This window comes from Paenibacillus sp. Paensp38 (assembly GCF_059491915.1).
The window spans coordinates 1,054,090-1,074,070 of record NZ_CP168516.1 but is presented as its reverse complement, the minus strand read 5'-3'; the positions used below and the strand labels follow the sequence as shown (position 1 = coordinate 1,074,070).

The following is a 19,981-nucleotide window of genomic DNA, read 5'->3' as shown; positions in this document are numbered from 1 at the left end:
GGCAGAGCCCGCTTTCCTAATTCGATTTATGTCTTCTGTAAAGGATATAACTTCTGCGCACATAATTCAACGGAACACTCCACACATGTACAAGCCGGGTAAACGGCCAGAATGCAAAAATCGCAAAGGCCATAAGAATATGAAGCTTGAAGGACATCGGTACGTCTCTCATCAGTGTCGGGTCGACACGGAATACGAATAAACCGCGGAACCAGATTGAGATCGTCTCTCGATAATCGAATTCTGGCTGTACCGCATTCGTTACGAGAGTCGCAAACATCCCCATGCATACAATGGCCAAAAGCAATACGTTTACTATCAAATCAGACGCCGTACTTAAATGGCGCACATTGCGTATTGTAAATCGACGAGAGGTAAGAATCAACATACCGAGGAACGTCATCGCTCCAAATATTCCACCAATATAAACTGCTCCAATATGATATAGATGATCGTTTACACCCAGTGCATGCATCCAGGTTTTGGGTATGCCCAGACCGGATACATGACCCATAATAACCGGGATAATACCCAGGTGGAATAAGAGACTTCCGATCATCAATTGTTTCTTTTCAATAAACTCACTTGATTTCGCTGTCCAATTGAACTGATCATTTCTGTAGCGGAAAATATGCCCTACAATAAAGACGACCACACACATATAAGGGAAAATAACCCATAAAAACTGCTCTAGCATCATCATTGCGCAGCTGCCTCCTGTTCTACGCATGCTTTAAGCGTTTCGCGCAGTCCCTTGACCAGATGAAAATACGGGCTTTCCATTTTCTCCAGCGCTTTAAGTAAATGATATGTGCCGTCTTCCAGGATCGCGATTGGCATGCGGAAGTTTTCTGTCGTCTTCGGATCTTGCGACCATTCGGCGGCATACAGAAATTCACACATGAGCGGAAGGTAATCTGGCAGCTCACCATCTGGCATTTCAAGACCATACATCTCGTATAGCACCTTTAACTTGACCAACATTTGTCCCCGTTCTTTTGCATCTTCGAATTTGAAGTAAGTCATATATAGTGCACAATTTTTTTGAAAATCAAAGGTTTCTGTATACATTTCCTGAATCTCTTCCATACTGAACTCTTGCATAAGGGACCAGTAGGTGTTCGCATACGTATATGCCGGATGGTTTGGATCAAACGATGCTTCCAGAAAAGCCGGATGAAAATCCAGCTTTTCCGGGTACATGAGTTGTTGGGCGAAAAACCCGAATGATGGCTTGCATTCATACAGCTTCGCTACATTAATCACGCCAAATACCCCCGTAGAAGTTTTCTTCATACATTTCTTTTCCCGTTTTCAAAGGCTCTTCCATCCCCATTGAACTTGCCATACTACAGCCGTCACATCCAGATCCTGAACCCATATTTCCCATGGTATCGCCGTAACCCGCAGATCCTTGAGCCCGGTACGGATTCGAATATCCTTCTTTATGCGACGTTGGAATGACGAAACGATCCTCATACTTGGCAATCGCCAGAAGCCGATACATCTGCTCAGTCTGCCGAGGTGTCATGCCAATGCGCTCAAGACGGCTTTCATCAAAAGATTGTCCTGTGGATTGAGCACGCATATAGGAGCGCATCATAGCCATTCTTTGCAAGGATTCCTTCACGGTTTGGGTGTCGCCCGCCGTCAGCATATTGGCAAGGTACTGAATAGGGGTACGCATTTCTTCGATAGCCGGAAAAATCATATCGGGATTCTCAATCGAGTCTTTCCCTTCAAAGTAATTCATGATCGGGCTAAGTGGTGGAACATACCAGACCATAGGTAATGTACGATATTCCGGATGAAGCGGGAATGCCAGCTTGTGCTCAATGGCAAGCTTGTAGACCGGCGAGTTCTGCGCTGCTTCAATCCAGTCCTCCGAGATGCCGTCTTTTCTCGCTTGAGCGATCACTGCCGGATCACTAGGATCCATGAACAGGTCACACTGCGCCTTATAAAGCTCTTTCTCGTCCTGCGTAGAAGCGGCCTCAAGCACCCGATCCGCGTCATACAGCATAACACCGAGGTAGCGAATTCGTCCTGTACATGTCTCGGAGCAGACTGTCGGCAGGCCTGCTTCCACACGTGGGAAACAGAAGGTACATTTTTCCGCTTTGTTCGTCTGCCAGTTAAAGTACACTTTTTTGTATGGACAGCCCGTCATGCAATACCGCCAGCCGCGACATGCTTCCTGATCCACGAGCACAATTCCGTCCTCGTCCCGTTTGTACATAGCACCTGAAGGACAGGACGCGACACAGCTCGGATTTAAACAATGTTCGCAAAGCCGTGGGAGATAAACCATGAACGACTTCTCAAAGTTAAATTTAATCTCTTCTTCGATTTTCTGAATATTTGGATCAAGCGGACCAGTTACATGCGCACCCGCCAGGTCATCTTCCCAGTTTGGACCCCACTCCAAATCCATTTTTTCACCCGTTACCGCAGAGTGCGCGCGTGCCACAGGTGAATGCTTCTGTTCACCAGCGTTGGTCAGTTGCTCGTAATTGTAAGTCCAGGGCTCATAATAATCTTTCATTTCCGGCATGTCTGGATTGTAAAAAATCTTACCCAGTGCTATCTTGGACAGCTTGTTGCCTGACTTCAATTCCAATTTCCCTTTGCGGAGCTGCCAGCCGCCTTTATATAATTCCTGGTCTTCCCAGCGCTTCGGATAACCGATACCGGGTTTAGTCTCCACATTGTTAAACCACATATATTCCGCACCTTTGCGGTTCGTCCAGGTTGTTTTACATGTCACGCTGCACGTATGGCAGCCAATACATTTATCCAGGTTCATGACCATGGCAATTTGAGCTTTAATCTTCAAGCCAGTTAACCTCCTTCATTTTACGTACCGCAACGTACACATCACGCTGGTTGCCGATTGGACCATAATAGTTGAATCCATAACTAAGCTGAGCATATCCACCGACCATCTGGGTTGGTTTGAGATGAATTCTTGTTGGTGCGTTATGACTACCGCCGCGTGTATCCGTGATTTCAGAGCCTGGCACTTGAATGTGCTTATCCTGAGCATGGTACATGAACATAGTCCCTCTTGGCATCCGATGGCTGACAACGGCCCGGGCGGTTACGACGCCATTACGGTTGTATACCTCTACCCAGTCATTGTCAGCAAGATCGTGCGCCTCTGCGTCTTCATTGTTGATCCATACGGTAGGACCTCCACGAAACAGCGTAAGCATGTGCTGGTTATCCTGGTAGGTGGAGTGAATATTCCATTTACCGTGCGGTGTCAGATAGCGAAGCACGAGTGAATCTTGTCCGCCTTTTATTTCCCGATCCCGAGGACCGAACACCATCGGTGGCAACGTCGGTTTGTAGATCGGCAATGATTCTCCAAATTGTTGGAAAATCTCATGATCAATATAGAAATGCTGTCTTCCCGTCAAAGTACGAAACGGAACGAGACGTTCAATATTCGTTGTAAATGGTGAATAGCGGCGTCCCTTCTTGTTCGATCCAGTGAATACTGGTGTCGGTATAACTTCCCGAGGCTGTGCCGTGATACTTTGGAAAGTGATTCTTTCCGCTGCCCGATCAGCCGAGATGTCTTTAAGTTCAACACCGTGAAGCTCTTCTGCCTGCTCATAAGCCTTTTGCGACACCCGTCCATTAGTCGCGGATGAAAGATGAAGAATTGCATTGGCCACTTGGCGAGCTGTCTGGATTTTTGGCAGTCCGTCTTTAATGGACTCATCGTAATAAACTCCGTTCAACTTTTTCATTTCCTCATATTCTTCTGCTACGGAGAAGCTGACGCCATGCGCACCTGCTTTCCCAGTAGTCAAATTCGGACCGAGTGAGATAAATTTATCGTGAATTTTAGTATAGTCACGTTCGATGATGCTGAAATTCGGCATGGTTTTACCCGGGGTCGCTTCAATCTCACCCTTCGTCCAATCCTTTACAAGACCCATCGGCTGTGAAATTTCACCCACACTGTCGTGTGCAAGCGGCGCGGTCACAAGGTCTTTATATATACCTGGCAGGTACTCTTTCGCCATATCAGAAAAGACTTCGGAAAGCTGGCGGTAAATATCCCAGTCCGCACGGGATTCCCACAGTGGATTAACGGCCGGATTAAACGGGTGTACGAAAGGATGCATATCGGTGGACGACAAATCCGTTTTCTCGTACCAGGTTGCCGCCGGAAGCACGATATCCGCGTACAATGGGGTTGTCGTCATCCGGAAATCAAGTGCAACCATCAGATCAAGCTTTCCTTCTACATCTTCTCTCCAGACGATTTCCTCCGGTTTCTGCTCCTCGTTCGGCCGGGCAAGCAGGGCATCAGATGCTCCGAGTAAATGCTTCATGAAATACTCTTGCCCCTTCGCCGAACTGGAAATCAGATTGGATCGCCAAACAAAGAGTGAACGCGGGAAGTTCTCGGCTGCCCCAGGATCTTCTACAGCGAAGCGTGTCTTACGTGATTTAATCTCTTCCACAGAATGATTAATGATTTCCTCGTTGGACTTTTTGCCTAATTGCGCTGCCTCTTCGGCGAACAACAGACTATTTTTATTAAACTGTGGATAAGAAGGCAGCCAACCCAGACGCGCTGCGAGCACGTTGTAGTCTGCTGGATGTCTGTAACTGACATCCCCGCCAGTCGGTGACTTCAAGGTGTCTGTTCCACTTTCTTCGTAACGCCACTGCTCTGTTGCAAAGTAGAAAAACGATGTAGCATTTTGCTGTCGAGCCGCCCCTTGCCAGTCTTTTGCAAAGGCAATCGTTGACCAGCCTTCGATTGGGCGGAGCTTTTCTTGACCCACATAATGCGCCCAGCCTCCCCCGTTTACACCTTGGGAAGCCGTCAACACGACAAGGTTCAAGATGGACCGATAGATGGTGTCACTATTGAACCAGTGGTTGATACCCGCACCCATAATAATCATGGAGCGCCCTTTGGTATCGATAGCATTTTGGGCAAATTCCCGAGCAATCTGTACCACAACAGACGCCTTCACACCTGTGATCTTCTCCTGCCAGGCAGGGGTATAATGCGAAGCTTCGTCGTAATAATTCTTGGCGTTATGAGAGCTGTCATTGCGTGCGACACCGTACTGGCTCATCATCAAATCGTACACGGTTGCTACGTAACGTTCCGAGCCATCTGCCAAGCGTACTTTTTTGACTGGAATTACACGTTTGAACGTTCCATTACCTGCGTTATCAAAATAAGGGAATACGATTTCTTCCCATTGCTCGCCATGACCTTCCACAGTGAGTGCGGGCTCAACCTTTGTTCCGTCTTCCCGCTCCAGAATCAGGTTCCATTTCTTATCCTGCTCCCAGCGCTGTCCCATCGTACCGTTCGGAACCAGCATTTCCCCCGCTGCTTCGTCATATATGACTGGCTTCCAGTCCGCATGCTGCGAAGCATCTCCAAGGTCACTCGCCCGTAGGAAACGTCCACCTTTCCAGGCTCCCTCGTGCGGATCAAGCAGAATCATAAACGGCATATCTGTATATTGTTTGGCATAGTTAATGAACATCGGTTCTTGGCGCTCTTTGTAAAACTCATCCAGAATAACATGTGTCATAGCCTGGGCTACAGCAGCATCTGTACCCGGATGTGGTGCAAGCCAGTTGTCAGCGAACTTCACATTCTCCGCCAAGTCGGGAGCCACTGATACAACTTTTGTCCCCTTATAACGTACTTCCGTCATAAAATGAGCGTCTGGCGTCCGGGTAAGTGGTACATTCGATCCCCACATGATCAGGTAACCCGCATTGTACCAATCAGAAGATTCCGGTACATCCGTCTGCTCACCCCAAATTTGAGGAGATGAAGGCGGAAGGTCGGCATACCAGTCATAGAAACTCAACATCTGTCCACCAAGAAGCGAAATGAATCTGGCTCCTGAAGCGTAGCTTATCATTGACATCGCCGGTATTGGCGTAAAGCCCGCGATCCGGTCAGGACCATACTTACGAATGGTATAGATGAGTTGCGCCGAGATCAGACGCAGGACATCATCCCAAGCGACACGGACATGACCGCCTTTTCCGCGAGCTGCTTTGTAGAGCTTGGCTTTCTCCGGATCTTCCACAATGCTTGCCCATGCTTCCACCGGATTGGCATGTTCCTGGATGGCAGCCTGCCAAAGCCGCAACAGCTTACCGCGCATATAAGGGTATTTCACACGTAATGGACTGTATTCATACCAGGAAAATGTAGCGCCACGCGGGCATCCTCGCGGTTCAAATTCTGGCATATCTACACCGCAGGAAGGATAATCGATCTGTTGATTTTCCCAGGTAATGATGCCGTTTTTCACAAAAACCTTCCAACTACAGGAACCCGTGCAGTTCACTCCGTGAGTCGTCCGAACCACTTTGTCGTGAGACCAACGCTGTCGGTACACGTTTTCCCATTCTCTATTTTTTTCCTCAAGGATTGACCAATTTCCCGAATAGCTTTCGATCGGTTTAAAAAAGTTGAGGTTGTATTTTTTTTTCATCGATGACCAACACTCCTTTTTAGAATAAATCATCCCAACGCAAGTTCCATGGGAAGGTTCATTCGCTTACTCTCATTATGTAATTCATTCATCGCTGTTCCCATTAGGGAATGTCCTATAGCGCTACAGGAAATCCCTCGTTCTATCGAAAGATACAAAAAAGCCTCCCTCTGCTAAAGGAAGCTTATATGAAGAGATTAATTGTTCTTTTGGCCCGTTAACAGGAGCATGATAAAAGAAATGAGTATGATAGAGCACGTCCAGGCCCAGGCCATAGGAAGATGCCCAGAATCCACCGCAATATAAATGGCCGTCGGAATCGTTTGTGTTTTACCCGGAATATTTCCGGCAAGCATCAACGTAGCACCAAATTCGCCCAGACCGCGGGCAAAACCGAGTATAAAGGCAGCTTTAAAAGAAGGGAAAATTAAAGGAAAGGTGATATACCGGAAAACCTGCCATTCACTTGCACCCATCGAACGTCCCGCGTTTTCCAAGTCCTGGTCAACAGAAGACAATCCCATTTTCAGTGTCCGATAGACAAGAGGAAAAGCCACTACCACCGCTGCTATAACCCCAGCCCACCACGAGAATATAATAGGTTCTCCAAACCATTGCTCCACAAAACGTCCGAACCCGCTTTTTCGTCCTAGTAATATTAGTAGTAAAAAACCAACAACCGTCGGTGGGAGTACCAAGGGCAGCATAAGCACAGTTTCAACAACCGTTTTCCCTTTAAATAAACCTAACCGTGACATGGACCATGCCACAAGCAAACCTAATATGATTACTAGAACGCTGGATAACAGTGCAACCTGCAACGATAAGCGGATAGGAGGCCAATATTCATTCCAATCTATATCTTGCATGCTCACTTCGGTATGGTAAATCCATACTTAGCCATAATATTCAGAGATTCTTGTGATTGTAGGTATGCATAAAAGTCTTCGGCTTCTTGAATGTGCTTTGAACCTTTGATAATTCCGATTGGATACTCAACAGGTGAATAGGCTTTGGGATCCACCTCAAAGGCGATTTTTGCCTTTTGTGAAGTCAATGCATCTGTTTTATATACAAATCCGACATCAGCATTCCCAGTTTCCACATATTGCAGCACTTGTCTAACGTCTTTTGCTTGAACCAGCTTGCTCTGTAACGTGTCCCAAAGCTTCGCTTTCGTCAGCGCTTCCTGTGCGTAGTTGCCTGCAGGAACACTTTCAGGAATTCCGATCGCAACTTTCTTCACTTCTCTTTTTGTTAAATCGGTTACACTCGCAATGTCCATCGTCCCATCTGCTGGGATAACCGCGACCAATTCATTCGTCAGCCATGTTTTTTGTTTATTACTCTCTATTAACTGTTGATCTACGAGAGACTTCAAGTTTTTCTTCGAAAATGATGGAAATAACCAAAACGAAAACAGTGCTACTTTTAATTAATTTATGCAATTGGTTCGGCTCCTCATGTTAGTTCATCATTAATTAATGGGTTTCGCTATTAGCTGTGCCTGTTTCGTACGTTCGATCAATGTACAATTTTCAAGAAGAATATGATTGAAAATATCTGCTTCCAGGTCTTCTAACCGCTTCAATACGAGTCGGTGCGTACCACAAGCTTCCTGCATCGGCTCAAAGCCATTTGTGATCAAGCGCATTTCCTTCAGGAATTCCACCACCGTTTGATGTTCGTTTTGCAACTTGGACAAAATTGGATTTAACTCATCTGCTCGTTCCATTGTTGATTCTTGTAAAAATGCTTCAATCATCGGAAACACAAGGTCCTCCTCATATTGAATATGTTCCGATATTTCCTGTTTAAGCAAGGTGAACAGTTCATTAACTCGCTTTAGATGCGGATAACGTTCGCCATGAACCCGCGTTAGTTTGGTTACATACGGCGTTAACGCCGATAGTTCTTCCCGAAGCTTCGTATGATACTCATTTTGAATATAGGCGATTAGTTCTTTGGGTTCGAGTGAAGGAGGTTGCATTTGCTTATGCTGTGCCTGCTTTTCTTCCACTTCATGTATCTGCTTCAGCAGTTCACCAGCGTGGAGACCTTGATTGGCTGCTGCTTCACGGAGCGATATTTTCCCTCCACAGCAGAAATCAATCCTCAGTTTGCGGAACAGATCTCCCGTTTTGGGTACTGCTTTCACAATGTCCGCCACCCATGTTTCTTCCGTTAACTGGCTCATCTTCCATTCCTCCATCTTACTTCGATTTTATACTTACCTTTCATTCTACGTCTCCCTTAAAGCTGAACCAATCAGGGGGTTCCCTCTTTCATTCGTGGAAAGAGCCTGATTATAAAAAATCAGAAAGCAACTGTTCAGCCGCTTCTTTCCCTTGAGCGATGCAATCTGGAATTCCAACGCCCCCATAGCCGGCACCACATAGAAAAACACCCGGTAAATCCTGTGCGAAGTCCTGTCTAATCTTCGCCATATGCTCTTTGTGTCCAATCGGATATTGCGGCATTGATCGATCACACCTACTGACTTCGGTGAATTCCGGTTCCGCTTCCAGGCCCATTAAATCTTTCAAATCTTTACGCGCGGCATCCACAAGTTGATCGTCTGTCATCTGAATCCACTCCTGTGCACCTGCATGTCCAATGTAGGTCCGTAAAAGCGTATATCCTTCAGGAGCAGTATGGCTCCACTTCGTCGAAGACCAAGTACATGCTGTAATCTTTTTGCCTTCTTTGCGGGGTACTAAAAATCCCGTTCCCTCAAAATTAAGATTAAGATCTGTGTTTTTATAAGCAAGAGCAATATTGGCTACGGAAACATAGTGAATCTTGTGTAACCAGCTAGCGCTTGCAACGCCGGAGAATAATGTAGCCGCTTCAAAAGCTGGAACAGCGCAGATCACCGCATCCGCATCTATTTTTTGTCCATGTTCTAAAATGACCTGATAACCGCTTTCTTTCCTTACTTCAACTACACCTTGCCCCATAACAAAACGTACGGTATCCAGCCTTTCCTTTAGCCGCTCCACGATCGAAGATAATCCTAGCCGATAAGAAAGAAACATACTTTTCTTAGCGATATCCGGCAGGTTGTCTTGTACTGCTGGCTTTCTCCCCGCCCCTTTAGACATACCCTTAATCAGACTTCCATGCTTTTGTTCCATTAGTTTAAATTGAGGGAAGGTTGACATGAGGCTCAGGGAATGTGTATCCCCAGCGTAAATTCCAGACAGCAGAGGTTCCGTAATCTGGTCCAGAACTTCTTTGCCGAGACGCCGTTTGATAAAATCACCTAGAGATTCGTCTGCATCACCTTTCTTTGCCGGAATGATTAAATCCAGGGCTGCCCGTGCTTTTCCCAGCGGAGAAATAAGTCCTGTCCGAATGAAGGGAGTGAGCTTTGTTGGAATGCCCAGAATGAAGCCCATCGGCATCGTATGAAGTTTGCCCTTATGCAAAATACTAGCAGATTTGGCTTTCGGGTTTGTCGATACCAGATCTGCTTCCAGCCCCAACTCCATAGTCAAATCCAATATTGCCGTCTTTCTGGCCAAGAAAGCATCCGGTCCTTTTTCGATCATAAAATCGTTTTGGCGAACGGTTTGCAGCTTTCCTCCTAGACGTTCACTTTTCTCCACCAGTGTAATCTCCACTTCAAGTTGCCGATCCTCAGCCAGCTTTTTCACATAAAAGGCAGCACTTAAACCGCTTATTCCTCCACCGAGAATAACGACTTTTTTAGAACTTTTCTTCATGAAAACACTTTTCCTCTCCAACCCCGGGTATATAAGCGCAATAAGGGTCACTCTCCAAATAGTCTCCTGTTATTGCAAAAGCCCTTGCTCTGGAGCCCCCACAGACAGCCTTGAATTCACAGACTCCACATTTACCTTTAAGTAGGGACTTATCTCTAAGATTCATCATGATCGGAGAGTTGCGATAAATGTCTGCCAAGCTATCCTTTCGTACATTCCCGCACATAAGAGGCAGGAAACCACTCGGGTATACTTCGCCGATATGACTAATAAAAACAAATCCATCTCCGTCATTTACGCCTTTAGGAGCACGTCCTAAAACATCTGCCCTCTTTTGTCCGTCTGCTACACTGTTCTCACCTGCGCTGTGCTTTTGCTGCAGCACGACCCTCCGGTAGTGAGGAGCTTCTGTAGCCTTCACTCCGTACGGCATCTGTTGCTGTATTTGATACAACCATTTCATTACGGCTTCATGCTCATCAGGAGTAATCATATCTTTCTCCATGCCACGTCCAGTTGGAACAAGGAAAAATAAACTCCATAACACGGCCTGCATTTCCTTTACTCTTTCTGCAATTTGCTCCAGATCATGAAGATTGTACCGGGATACCGTAGTGTTCACTTGAATAGGGATGTTCAGTTCCTTTAAATAACCAATTCCTCGCATGGTCGTATCGTAAGAACCCGCTGTACCCCGAAAATGATCGTGAATCTCGGCACATGAACCGTCCAGACTAAATGCCCACCGCGATAATCCAACTTGCTTTGCTTTTTCTACCGCTGTTCGTGTCACTTTAGGAGTGGCACTGGGGGTCATTGAAACCGACAGATTTTTCTCTTCAATTGCATATTGAGCCAGTTCAAACAGATCAGGACGCATTAAAGGATCTCCGCCTGTGAATACAAGCAACGGATGATTCATTTCAGCGATTTGATCTATTAGCTTCTTACCTTCTTCTAGTGTCAGTTGGCGAGGATCAGGTTTGTACTGAGCTTCCGCTCTACAGTGAAGGCACTTTAAAGCACAAGCTCGTGTAACCTCCCAGATGACTATAAACGGGTCAGTATGATAATCACGCGGCGTTTTTAAAGATATCATTGATGTCTCTCCTTTTAGAAATATAAAAACAACACAAAAACATAGAGCATCATTGAAAATCCAATTTCCGCCATGCCAACTTGTTTTGCCTTTAATCCGAGTTTAGGAAGCCATATGGCTCTTATCAAAAAAATTAAAAAAGGAACAAACAGAAATAACTTTAACCAAATGGCAAACAACAAAATCACCACATGATAGATAACGGAAGCATAATGGTAACGTATATTTTTTCTTTCACGAATGATCGTTTTGACATACAAAGCAGTTCCGATAAAGTAAAGCACCAAAAGCAAGAATAGCTCTGTTGCTACCCTCCAATCCTCTCCTCCCCCCATATAAATAACGGGATATATAAAAGAACAAAAGAGTAGAATTGCAACAATGTCATTGAGTAAAGCACGTTCATTTTTCGTTCTCGCAAAATAAATATTAGCCATAAAAAAGAGCAATAAAAGAACTCCATACCAGATCAAGGCAGGCTCAAACCATATCAGTGAAATTAACAAAGGAAGTAATATCACTCCGTATACAACGGCGGGTTTGCGGTATCTTTCACTGCTGCCTGTTTTGATCCATTGGAGGACAGGAAAACTGAATAAGTAGATAAAAAACCAGCACACAAATAGGGGTATATGAATGAGATCCCCTCGAGAAGCAGCTAAACCGAATAAAAATGGAAGAATGAGCATAGCCCAGGCTCCATGTTGATTGGGTATGTATCTGCTCATCCCCCTCAAACCCTTGATCCTTTTTTCACAATCTTTTTTATGTCTGTTATTTCGGTTAATCGATTCATCATCCATTCCCCCAAGATTGAGTTTTATCTTCTAACTTCATTCTAAGTATTATATGAAATTGAACCAATTAGGGAGTTCCCTTTTCCTTAGAGGGGAAAATCCTAACCGGAAAAATAACGCTATTTTCTTATGCTATACTGTACTAAAAAAGGGAACAAAGAAAGGATGAACTGTTATGGGAGGACCTTCTTTACGTCAACTGCATGCTCATCATGCCATTCATCAAGGCGGGCTATCTGGCGCTCTAGATAAGACGAGAGAAGTAGAGGAATTACTCGAAGCGAAAGAATTCCAGGTGGCGCGCCAGGCTGCCGACCACTTGATCGAATATTGGGAAACCCGCATTCTCAGCCATGCTGATGCAGAAGAGGAAGGATTCTATCAGGAAATGGTCGAGAAAAAACCGGAACTGCAGGAGGCTGTCGTCAAACTTACACGAGATCATGATCTGCTCCGAATCATTGTAAAAGAACTCAAAGCCGGGATCCGTGAAGAAGGGCTTACGCCTGAAGTTCTTCAACAGTTCCACGCGCTTCTGGTTGTCAATGCCATTCATAGTCGGGAAGAAGAACGTTTGCTGTTTGAGCAACCGTCATAATCAAGATGTGCATAACGATTCACATTCTCTATAAAAACGTACCAAAGAAATAGTCCAACGCCTCTTGTGAGTATCCGTCATCTCCTTGCCAGGCTGCTACGGAATAAAAATCATGATTGCCGTGCTGTCGTTTACGAGGCGTGTCCTGTGGGACCAGCAGTCCGGCATATCCCCACACCTCCATGACGACATCACGCTCGTTTTTGCTGGATGGAAACACATCCTTCCAGCGCTTTTCCAATTGACGTGCACTGCTTTGAGCATCACAGTTCTGAACAGCTTCGAGCATGTTATGGAGTATAGCTAGATCCTCATCGGAAACCTGAACATCCTCTTCTTGACTGAACAATTCAAGGTCCATCCAGCAATACAGAAGGTGGTTCAGACGAATACCGCCCCATTTGATTCGTTCAAAATTTAGCACATTCAAATCTTTATTGACGTATTCCTTATCGGACATCAATTTATTAAAATTACAATCCCCACAGCTACTGTAATTGGGCAGGACGACAGGCCGCTCCCCATAGGTGTGCAAAGGAAGCCCTGCGGTTAATGCCCAGCTCGATAAGGCGCTTCGTAAATGAACCTTTTTCGTGGAAAGACTATGCAAAAATGCTGCTGCCACTCGTTCTTTTGTAGCCTTTTGCTGGTGCAGCTCATGCAGCCTGTTTATAATCTCGTTATGTGTAATGGTGATCGGATCGAACATCAAGCCCTTACTTTTGGCATATTCAAAATCCTCACCCGAAAAAGATCCCCGCTCCTGCTTCCAGCCGCTAGAGGACCAGAATGTGTTCATCAGTATTTTTTTCGCCTTTTTATCCACAACATATCTCCCTTACTCATCCAACACCCTCACTTCCAACAAAAAGCGAAGGGTTGTCGTGTATTTTATGTAAGATCACTATTCATCTTTATACTTAAAAGCAATGGCCGTATTTCCCGATCGGGGGTCAAAATAAGAAGAGATTTTCCCCCAGTTCAGTTTATATTCCATATAGGGGTAAGGCTTTGTTTGACGATAGCTTGGCTTTACGGACAAATGTTGCTGTAACAAACGATCATGCTCCCTTTGCCGCTTTCTCTCCCCTTCTTCAGACCAATTATCCCACGAAGTTGGAAATTCATTGCCCTGGAGCGAAATCTCCGCGACAACTAGGCTTGTATCCTTAAAGCATACAGACACAAAAAAATGCCGACGCAGCAAAGAAACCTGATCGAAATGATACCAGATATACTCATTTCCTAGCTTTCTTACAGAATGAAAATATTTCGAATACCAATCGGCCTCTAACAACTGATCTTCCGTTAACGATGAGTAAATCGCACGCTCACCATCGACCTGAATGATTCCCGATTCCCAGTCATTCATTGCTGCCACTCCTTCAGCTATTATGCCAATCTCCTACAGTTGCTCTCTGCCCTTATTTGTCCACATGATTGAAAATGGCCTGCCAGGCCCGATCTAGCACCCTCGTATGTAATTGTTTGGCATAAACAGTTCTAACGATGGCGAGAACGATCACACCCACGAATACAACACTGAGCAAAGTAATAGAGGGAACCCAATAGTCAAACATGGCATTCGCCAGCACTTGCAGCAAATGTCGTTCGGGTTGTAAATATTCCATTGCTGCAACGATGCCTGCTGCCAGCAATATGATCACTGATATAATCATAAGCATTGCATTGATTACTTTGTATTTGGCAAGCCCTCGCTGAAAAACGCGAGTTCCCGCATATTGCTCCAGCACGATGATCTGCTTGTGAAAATCATGTTCTACCTGCTCTACAGGCAGATCGTGCTCCTGAATAAATGCATGAGCTTTCTTCAGTTCGGATTGAATAAATAAACTACTCTGGATAGCAGATCCCAGCTGACCTAAAACATTCATATCTTTTCACTCCACTTCAATAGTATCTAACTTACGAGTATATAGGGTTGCCATGCTCTACAAAACGATCGGTTCCAGACTGCTCTCTAAATGAGCCTATTAGTAAAAATCAAAGTAACCCCGCCAGACTCCGTCATTCTGATGCTTGGCAAAATAAAAGCTGCCTCCATCCACAATATTCAATTGGGCTTTGGCATCCGAAGCAATCTGAAATACAAATTCATAGCCCTCGCCAAAGTCAATGCCCGATTGAATAAAGCTGGGATAGCCACCGATTTTGTGAACCGCATATATTTCCTCTACGATGTCCTCAAAATAGTCGGGTTCCTCCTCGTCCATTTGGTTAAGGGCATCGCCGTATTCCTCAGGGATGTCATCACCGTCCCAGACCGGATAATCATTCTCTTTGAGTTCAGGGAACAGCGGAAATGCTTTGATTTGCATAAATGACGGACCAAAATCTTTTTTGACCAAATCCTCTACCGACGTATACTCACGAATACACATATACCCTTCCATGTCCTCATGATCCAGTACATCGGGAGACAGGAAGACTGTCAACAGCTTGATGCTACGCATAGCTTCAGGGACAAAGGGCAAGGCCGGCAAATACAATTGCATGATCGGAGCCATAGCATTCCCCTGTACATCAATGGGTCGTTCCTCCGTTGGCAAAGCCACTGTAACTCTACCAATCCAGCTTTGTTCAAGGGAATCCGACGGTCTACGACCCCCTGTATGAAAAATCGTAGCTTTACGTTTTAGAATCGTTCTTAGCTTCTCAATAGCGTTGCTGGACAACGAAATCACTCCTTTCTAATCTAGAATAGAAACAGAACAACATCCTCGCCTGCTTTAAATCCAAACTCTCTTATTCGATCTTCCATCTCTTGAATCTGATGTAGATAATCTTCCGGCACAGCTGGCAGACCCTGTTCATTCACTAATGTCCCACCGAGTCTGGTGCGTGCATATTCGGCACTTTTCCACATCACCTCAAACACCGTTTGCGGCTGCGCGGTTCGCACCCCATCCATACTGAAAATTAAATCTGCAAAGCGATCCTCTGCGAGTGTACTCAACCAAAAAAAGCCAGGCTCGGTTCCCGTATGTACGCTAAATAGTTCATCATAACCTCCCGTCCCGTGATGGTGTGCATGGAAAATGTCCATATCTCCCCACTCCATTCCGAGACTCAGCATGACATCCCAGATATCCGCTCCACGGTAAGATTGGCCTTGATCCGCTACTAGCCTAAGCATGACAGCGTGTTCCCTTTCACCTTCCTGATCTGTAAATGCTTTAAGTTTTTCCGCCTTTGCACGTGCATGGTGAGCATCCTCTCGAGGAAGCACATGAACAGTTCCCTTCTCCTGAAAACGCGCTGGCAGTGTGTTCATAAAGTCTGCAACCTTGACTTCATCCAAACAAACCTGCATCTCTACATTATCGAATATATCTATACAAACACAAATTTTATCAAAATGGCATTCGCCTGCTGGTCTGCGCCCCACACTAGTCCACACCTGTAAATCATGAACATGCCCATACACGATATATCCTTTGAGCAATTGCAAAATATCCTCATCTGACAACGTAAAACCACTAAATTCCACATCAATCAGCCAATAGATATTAGCATCAGGCTCCACTTGATGGATTCCTTTTATGGTCTTGACAGGCTCATGTTCCAACTCCACGGCAAGGATGCTCGATACATCCTCACTCCCATGTTCGGGTAAATTCATGAATCTCTCTCCTAACTAGCTGTTTTCACTTTACAGTTTCCTATAATTCTCAATATATATTAAACTATAAATCACCAAGCACAAAATAGTATAAAAACGTTGCTGGGTTGTTGAACTTAACTTTTAGAAATTCAAAGCTTCGAAAGGGGAGAACTCATGATGCAAAAACTTTGGCAAAAAGGGAAGGCTCTATCACTGCCTATTATGGTGTCCGCATCGCTGATATCTGGAGCGCTGTCTGTAAGTACACCTGCGGCGAATGCGGCTGCAACCAAGGAATTGCTTCAGCTATCCGGTCAGACTACTTACTATGGAGAGGTCGAGAATGGGCAGCCTAACGGACGTGGTACGATCAAATGGAGCGAATATAAGCAGTATTCGGGTGATTTTGTGAATGGCAAGCGATCAGGTACCGGAAAATATACAAATCAATACACGGATGCAGATGGACAGAATCATAAAGTCGTATACAACGGAACATGGAGCAATGACACGATGAGCGGCAAGGGTACGCAGACTGAAAAAGTGACGCAAACGGATGGAACCGTACGTTCGAACGAGATCCAAGTAGGTACTTTTCAGAACAATGGATTACAGAACGGCTACCAAGTGATCCACGCTGTGGCCGATCCAGACTACAGCTTCACTTATAAAAATAGCAATGAAATAATAAATATCTTACACAGTAATCAAGATCTGGTCCAAAGGTGGCAAAAAGGAGACCTCTTCTCCGTAAATTATAAAAATGGCTCTGTCCAAAAGGAATACTCCATGTTCCCTGAAGAGACTGCTACCAAAGAACGCCAAAGACAAGCGTCCATTAAGTATCTCAAAGGTATTACTGCCAAGGTCACTCCTCACTTGCAGCAGTTTGAAAAGCTGTCCAAGCAGATTCCGCTAAGTAATTAAACCGACGCGAAATATGTATTAGTCTCTACGCAAGAAGGCCTCTCTTTCTAATGGAAAGCTCCATTTGAAAAGAGTGGCTTTTTTCGTTTCGTTATGAATGACTATAAGAACTTCGGATCATACACCTCCTACTATTCTCCCTTATGCACCCTCATGAACTCATACAAATGACTTATTTTTCACTAAAACCCCCTCCTTTTTTTGCTAACCCCCACTGGATTCACTAAAATATAAGTAATTATTTTAATCATCCGAGGTGGACATCATGGCTAAAATTATGGTTCCTCCTGAGAAACTAGAAGCGGTTTCCAGGCAGTTCGCACAGGCACGTGAGCTGGGGACACAAATTTGCGGACAACTGTCACAGCATATTCAGATGTTGGAAAATAGCTGGGCAGGAACAACACAGCAGCGCTTTTATCAGGATTTTCATAAAGCTCGTGGACAAATGGATGCTTTCACTCAAACTGTCAGTTCTGTCAGCACAGAGCTGCGTTCCATTGCAGTAAAATTCAAGGAAACAGACACCCAAGCAGACACGGGGATTACCAAAGGAGATCACAGCGGACAGATCAGCAACAGCGAAGGGGCAACTTCCGGGAAAAAAGGACCCGATCCAGCAGATATAGCCATTAACAGCCTGTCAGAGGCCAACAAATGGCGCGGGCAACTAGGATTTGCCGGAACAGCGATCTATAGCGGTCTGGCTTCCACACTTGTGCTCACCAAAACAGTAGAATTCAAGAGAAGTCTGAAGAATCCCACTCGAGCGGTTATACATAATGCGGCATGGGTGAAAGGCAAGGGTAACAATACTTTTATGCGTAATTTAGGCAAAAGCCTAAACCGCCAATTCGCCAAACCGGGTATTGTGATGAAGGGTTTAAAGGGCTTCGATCGTTTAGCTGGAAAGCTTCAAATGGGTAAGCTCGGCCTCGGATTCAACAAAGCCAACAGCTTTCCTCAGTGGACACGGAACGTCATCGCCGGGGTGGAAAAAGGACGTTACGGCATAGCCACCCGCCAAATTCCCGGTATGATTGCCAAAAAGCTCTACCCTATTAATGCCACCATGAATATTGTGGGCGAGGGTATCAGTCTGGCTGGAAAATGGAAAAGCGGGAAGCTTACCGGAACGGATGTAGCTGTATCTGCTTCTAACGTAGCGATTAAAACCGCCGCAACTTATGGCGGCGCTGTCGTTTTGGGGTCCATAGGCGGTGCTATCGGTGGTCCGGTCGGCGCAGCCGTCGGGGCATACGTCGGCGGTACAGTGGGAAGCTGGGCAGGCGGAAAAGTCGCCAAATTTGCCGAAAAAGGGATACGCTGGGCCAGCAAATTATTCAAATAATATACACACCTAACAGATGGAGAAGGAGCCTGACTATGGACAAACAAACGGTAATTTTAACGCTTGAGGAGCTAGGCTTTGCCTTGACCGCATTGGGCGCAGAAGATATGGCTTCTGGTCTGCTCCAATCTTATTACGGGGAACTAACCGAAGATCGCTGGGAACTACTTTTTCATGCCGCAACGCATAGCCTGATATCCAAGGGTTTGATGGAACAACGGGATGACGAGCAACAACAGCTCGAATTTGATGCGTTCATTGTTGAAATTTTAGCTCATCTGGTACAAAGTCGTCAGATGCTACGTGGCTTTAAGGAGCAACAAGATAAGCAAAATACGTTAACGATACACCATGGAAATGAACGTTTTCTGTATCATTTCTCCAGTCACAATGAACTCCATTTCTTTCGCTGGTCTTCTCCAGAAGACTGGCATCACGACATTGATCAACTGTTCGGCCTGTCTGCTCCGAACTTCAATGCGCACAGCCGATACGTCGATCTGACCGAAGAACAGTGGAATGAGTTAACCTCATCCAACTTCACCATGCAGCAAATGACAACGTGGAAGCTTCATGAGTCGGCTCAACAAATGATACAAGACTGGCGGGAGGATTTTGATCGTAATCAGTGTAGCCTTGATAATTTGAGCCAAATGGTATACACGGATACGGATGAAGATGGTCCTTCTGTTACAAATCTGCTATTTGTTCTTAAAGGAATGAATGATATGTGGATTGTAAGAAATACAGAACTGAATATGCAGGCCACTCCATGTCTGCGAATTGAAAGTGTGACCGAAGCTGACTGGAGAGAACGAATAACTTATTTCATTCAGGCGTTTGTTCCCGACGAGGCGGTATTCCGTGGATAAAATTGTATATCGAAGATCTTTGGCATTTTGGAAAGCCATGGGCAGCTTGATGTTTGTGCTTATTTGTCTGTTTTTGCTACTGCTCATTTTTATCGACGAAGATATCTCAGCTCTACAAATCTTCTTCTTTATTACGTCCGCCATTGTCGGACTTCCTTTTTTCGGTAGCTATCTCGTGGTTTGTTTGAGCAGAACGCTTCGTAAGGATACCTACCTGTTCATCTTTGACGAGCACAGCATTTCAGATGGTATTCGAACTGTCCCGTGGGCTGCAATCACTAAAGTCGAATTCGAAGGGGCCTCCATCCGCAAATGGCTGCGCCCTCGCTTTCCCGCCTTTATTTTTCATCTGAATGACCACAGCACCTGGGAAGTCAGCACCGACTATGTGTTGAACGATATGGAGCTGAACCAAGCCGGGAAACAACTTCGAACTCTCATTAACCAGCATGGCAAGTCGAAGAAAAAACGTTCCTGAATAGTG

19 protein-coding genes and 1 pseudogene are annotated in these 19,981 nt (G+C 45.4%); 5 read left to right on the top strand and 15 right to left on the bottom strand.

The features are described from left to right. Positions 1 to 16: 16 nt before the first annotated feature. The 10 genes and pseudogenes from narI to ACEN8J_RS04740 all read right to left on the bottom strand — a co-directional run bounded on the left by narI (position 17) and on the right by ACEN8J_RS04740 (position 12,130). Positions 17 to 700, bottom strand: a complete 684-nt coding sequence (gene narI, locus ACEN8J_RS04785; protein ID WP_029515513.1) for a respiratory nitrate reductase subunit gamma — start codon at positions 698 to 700, stop codon at positions 17 to 19. After that, entirely contained in the window at positions 700 to 1,266 is a 567-nt protein-coding gene (gene narJ / locus ACEN8J_RS04780) for a nitrate reductase molybdenum cofactor assembly chaperone (protein ID WP_029515514.1), read from the bottom strand. Before narJ ends, narI begins: the two co-directional genes overlap by 1 nt. Next, on the bottom strand, positions 1,259 to 2,836 hold the full coding sequence (gene narH, locus ACEN8J_RS04775) for a nitrate reductase subunit beta (protein WP_028542275.1): 1,578 nt from the start codon (positions 2,834 to 2,836) through the stop codon (positions 1,259 to 1,261). Before narH ends, narJ begins: the two co-directional genes overlap by 8 nt. After that, complete coding sequence (locus ACEN8J_RS04770; RefSeq protein WP_029515515.1) at positions 2,826 to 6,500, bottom strand: nitrate reductase subunit alpha; 3,675 nt, start codon at positions 6,498 to 6,500, stop codon at positions 2,826 to 2,828. The genes narH and ACEN8J_RS04770 overlap by 11 nt, the downstream gene beginning before the upstream one ends. 197 nt (positions 6,501 to 6,697) lie before the next feature. After that, positions 6,698 to 7,375, bottom strand: coding sequence for a molybdate ABC transporter permease subunit (modB, locus tag ACEN8J_RS04765; protein WP_029515516.1), 678 nt, complete (start codon positions 7,373 to 7,375; stop codon positions 6,698 to 6,700). Beyond that, positions 7,372 to 7,908: pseudogene (gene modA / locus ACEN8J_RS04760) on the bottom strand (molybdate ABC transporter substrate-binding protein); the annotation flags it as partial. The pseudogene modA and the gene modB, both read right to left, overlap by 4 nt. A 69-nt stretch (positions 7,909 to 7,977) precedes the next feature. Next, positions 7,978 to 8,697, bottom strand: a complete 720-nt coding sequence (gene ric, locus ACEN8J_RS04755; protein ID WP_209949808.1) for an iron-sulfur cluster repair di-iron protein — start codon at positions 8,695 to 8,697, stop codon at positions 7,978 to 7,980. Between the two features lie 109 nt (positions 8,698 to 8,806). Next, on the bottom strand, positions 8,807 to 10,228 hold the full coding sequence (hemG, locus tag ACEN8J_RS04750; RefSeq protein WP_029515519.1) for a protoporphyrinogen oxidase: 1,422 nt from the start codon (positions 10,226 to 10,228) through the stop codon (positions 8,807 to 8,809). After that, the gene (locus ACEN8J_RS04745) at positions 10,212 to 11,327 is read right to left on the bottom strand and encodes a TIGR04053 family radical SAM/SPASM domain-containing protein (RefSeq protein WP_069010498.1); all 1,116 of its coding nucleotides are present in this window, start codon (positions 11,325 to 11,327) and stop codon (positions 10,212 to 10,214) included. The genes hemG and ACEN8J_RS04745 overlap by 17 nt, the downstream gene beginning before the upstream one ends. 14 nt (positions 11,328 to 11,341) lie before the next feature. After that, positions 11,342 to 12,130 (bottom strand): YwiC-like family protein, encoded by a 789-nt coding sequence (locus tag ACEN8J_RS04740; RefSeq protein ID WP_049816889.1) that lies wholly within the window; start codon positions 12,128 to 12,130, stop codon positions 11,342 to 11,344. A 169-nt stretch (positions 12,131 to 12,299) separates the two neighbouring features. Between ACEN8J_RS04740 and ACEN8J_RS04735 the strand changes: the two genes are divergently transcribed. Then, positions 12,300 to 12,722, top strand: a complete 423-nt coding sequence (locus ACEN8J_RS04735) for a hemerythrin domain-containing protein (protein WP_029515522.1) — start codon at positions 12,300 to 12,302, stop codon at positions 12,720 to 12,722. A gap of 28 nt (positions 12,723 to 12,750) precedes the next feature. On the opposite strand, the gene ACEN8J_RS04730 is transcribed toward ACEN8J_RS04735, so the two are convergent. The 5 genes from ACEN8J_RS04730 to ACEN8J_RS04710 all read right to left on the bottom strand — a co-directional run bounded on the left by ACEN8J_RS04730 (position 12,751) and on the right by ACEN8J_RS04710 (position 16,365). Continuing rightward, positions 12,751 to 13,548, bottom strand: a complete 798-nt coding sequence (locus ACEN8J_RS04730) for a hypothetical protein (protein ID WP_069010496.1) — start codon at positions 13,546 to 13,548, stop codon at positions 12,751 to 12,753. 78 nt (positions 13,549 to 13,626) lie between these two features. Then, positions 13,627 to 14,094 carry a hypothetical protein gene (locus tag ACEN8J_RS04725; RefSeq protein WP_495594282.1) on the bottom strand — a complete coding sequence of 156 codons (468 nt, stop codon included), beginning with the start codon at positions 14,092 to 14,094 and terminating at the stop codon, positions 13,627 to 13,629. A 52-nt stretch (positions 14,095 to 14,146) separates the two neighbouring features. Further along, on the bottom strand, positions 14,147 to 14,617 hold the full coding sequence (locus ACEN8J_RS04720; RefSeq protein WP_029515525.1) for a DUF6097 family protein: 471 nt from the start codon (positions 14,615 to 14,617) through the stop codon (positions 14,147 to 14,149). A gap of 99 nt (positions 14,618 to 14,716) precedes the next feature. Next, complete coding sequence (locus tag ACEN8J_RS04715; protein WP_495594281.1) at positions 14,717 to 15,418, bottom strand: DUF1963 domain-containing protein; 702 nt, start codon at positions 15,416 to 15,418, stop codon at positions 14,717 to 14,719. A 20-nt stretch (positions 15,419 to 15,438) separates the two neighbouring features. Next, positions 15,439 to 16,365: a cell division protein ZipA C-terminal FtsZ-binding domain-containing protein gene (locus tag ACEN8J_RS04710; protein WP_318627442.1), complete on the bottom strand. Its 927-nt coding sequence runs from the start codon at positions 16,363 to 16,365 to the stop codon at positions 15,439 to 15,441. A 159-nt stretch (positions 16,366 to 16,524) separates the two neighbouring features. On the opposite strand from ACEN8J_RS04710, the gene ACEN8J_RS04705 reads away from it, so the two are divergent. The 4 genes from ACEN8J_RS04705 to ACEN8J_RS04690 all read left to right on the top strand — a co-directional run bounded on the left by ACEN8J_RS04705 (position 16,525) and on the right by ACEN8J_RS04690 (position 19,975). Continuing rightward, the gene (locus ACEN8J_RS04705; protein WP_495594538.1) at positions 16,525 to 17,274 is read left to right on the top strand and encodes an MORN repeat-containing protein; all 750 of its coding nucleotides are present in this window, start codon (positions 16,525 to 16,527) and stop codon (positions 17,272 to 17,274) included. Between the two features lie 265 nt (positions 17,275 to 17,539). Continuing rightward, complete coding sequence (locus ACEN8J_RS04700) at positions 17,540 to 18,625, top strand: WXG100 family type VII secretion target (protein ID WP_495594280.1); 1,086 nt, start codon at positions 17,540 to 17,542, stop codon at positions 18,623 to 18,625. A gap of 35 nt (positions 18,626 to 18,660) precedes the next feature. Then, entirely contained in the window at positions 18,661 to 19,497 is an 837-nt protein-coding gene (locus ACEN8J_RS04695; protein ID WP_495594279.1) for a YfjC family protein, read from the top strand. Continuing rightward, positions 19,490 to 19,975 (top strand): DUF5381 family protein, encoded by a 486-nt coding sequence (locus ACEN8J_RS04690; RefSeq protein WP_029515531.1) that lies wholly within the window; start codon positions 19,490 to 19,492, stop codon positions 19,973 to 19,975. Before ACEN8J_RS04695 ends, ACEN8J_RS04690 begins: the two co-directional genes overlap by 8 nt. Positions 19,976 to 19,981: the final 6 nt, after the last annotated feature.

Excerpts from the sequence above, each read along its gene's own strand:
- ACEN8J_RS04710 (WP_318627442.1), bottom strand. The coding sequence starts at position 16,365 with ATGAATTTACCCGAACATGGGAGTGAGGATGTATCGAGCATCCTTGCC.
- ACEN8J_RS04770 (WP_029515515.1), bottom strand. The coding sequence starts at position 6,500 with ATGAAAAAAAAATACAACCTCAACTTTTTTAAACCGATCGAAAGCTAT.
- ACEN8J_RS04720 (WP_029515525.1), bottom strand. The coding sequence starts at position 14,617 with ATGAATGTTTTAGGTCAGCTGGGATCTGCTATCCAGAGTAGTTTATTT.
- ACEN8J_RS04695 (WP_495594279.1), top strand. The coding sequence starts at position 18,661 with ATGGACAAACAAACGGTAATTTTAACGCTTGAGGAGCTAGGCTTTGCC.
- narI (WP_029515513.1), bottom strand. The coding sequence starts at position 700 with ATGATGCTAGAGCAGTTTTTATGGGTTATTTTCCCTTATATGTGTGTG.
- ACEN8J_RS04725 (WP_495594282.1), bottom strand. The coding sequence starts at position 14,094 with ATGAATGACTGGGAATCGGGAATCATTCAGGTCGATGGTGAGCGTGCG.
- ACEN8J_RS04745 (WP_069010498.1), bottom strand. The coding sequence starts at position 11,327 with ATGATATCTTTAAAAACGCCGCGTGATTATCATACTGACCCGTTTATA.
- hemG (WP_029515519.1), bottom strand. The coding sequence starts at position 10,228 with ATGAAGAAAAGTTCTAAAAAAGTCGTTATTCTCGGTGGAGGAATAAGC.
- ric (WP_209949808.1), bottom strand. The coding sequence starts at position 8,697 with ATGAGCCAGTTAACGGAAGAAACATGGGTGGCGGACATTGTGAAAGCA.
- ACEN8J_RS04700 (WP_495594280.1), top strand. The coding sequence starts at position 17,540 with ATGGCTAAAATTATGGTTCCTCCTGAGAAACTAGAAGCGGTTTCCAGG.
- ACEN8J_RS04735 (WP_029515522.1), top strand. The coding sequence starts at position 12,300 with ATGGGAGGACCTTCTTTACGTCAACTGCATGCTCATCATGCCATTCAT.
- ACEN8J_RS04705 (WP_495594538.1), top strand. The coding sequence starts at position 16,525 with ATGCAAAAACTTTGGCAAAAAGGGAAGGCTCTATCACTGCCTATTATG.
- ACEN8J_RS04740 (WP_049816889.1), bottom strand. The coding sequence starts at position 12,130 with ATGGATGATGAATCGATTAACCGAAATAACAGACATAAAAAAGATTGT.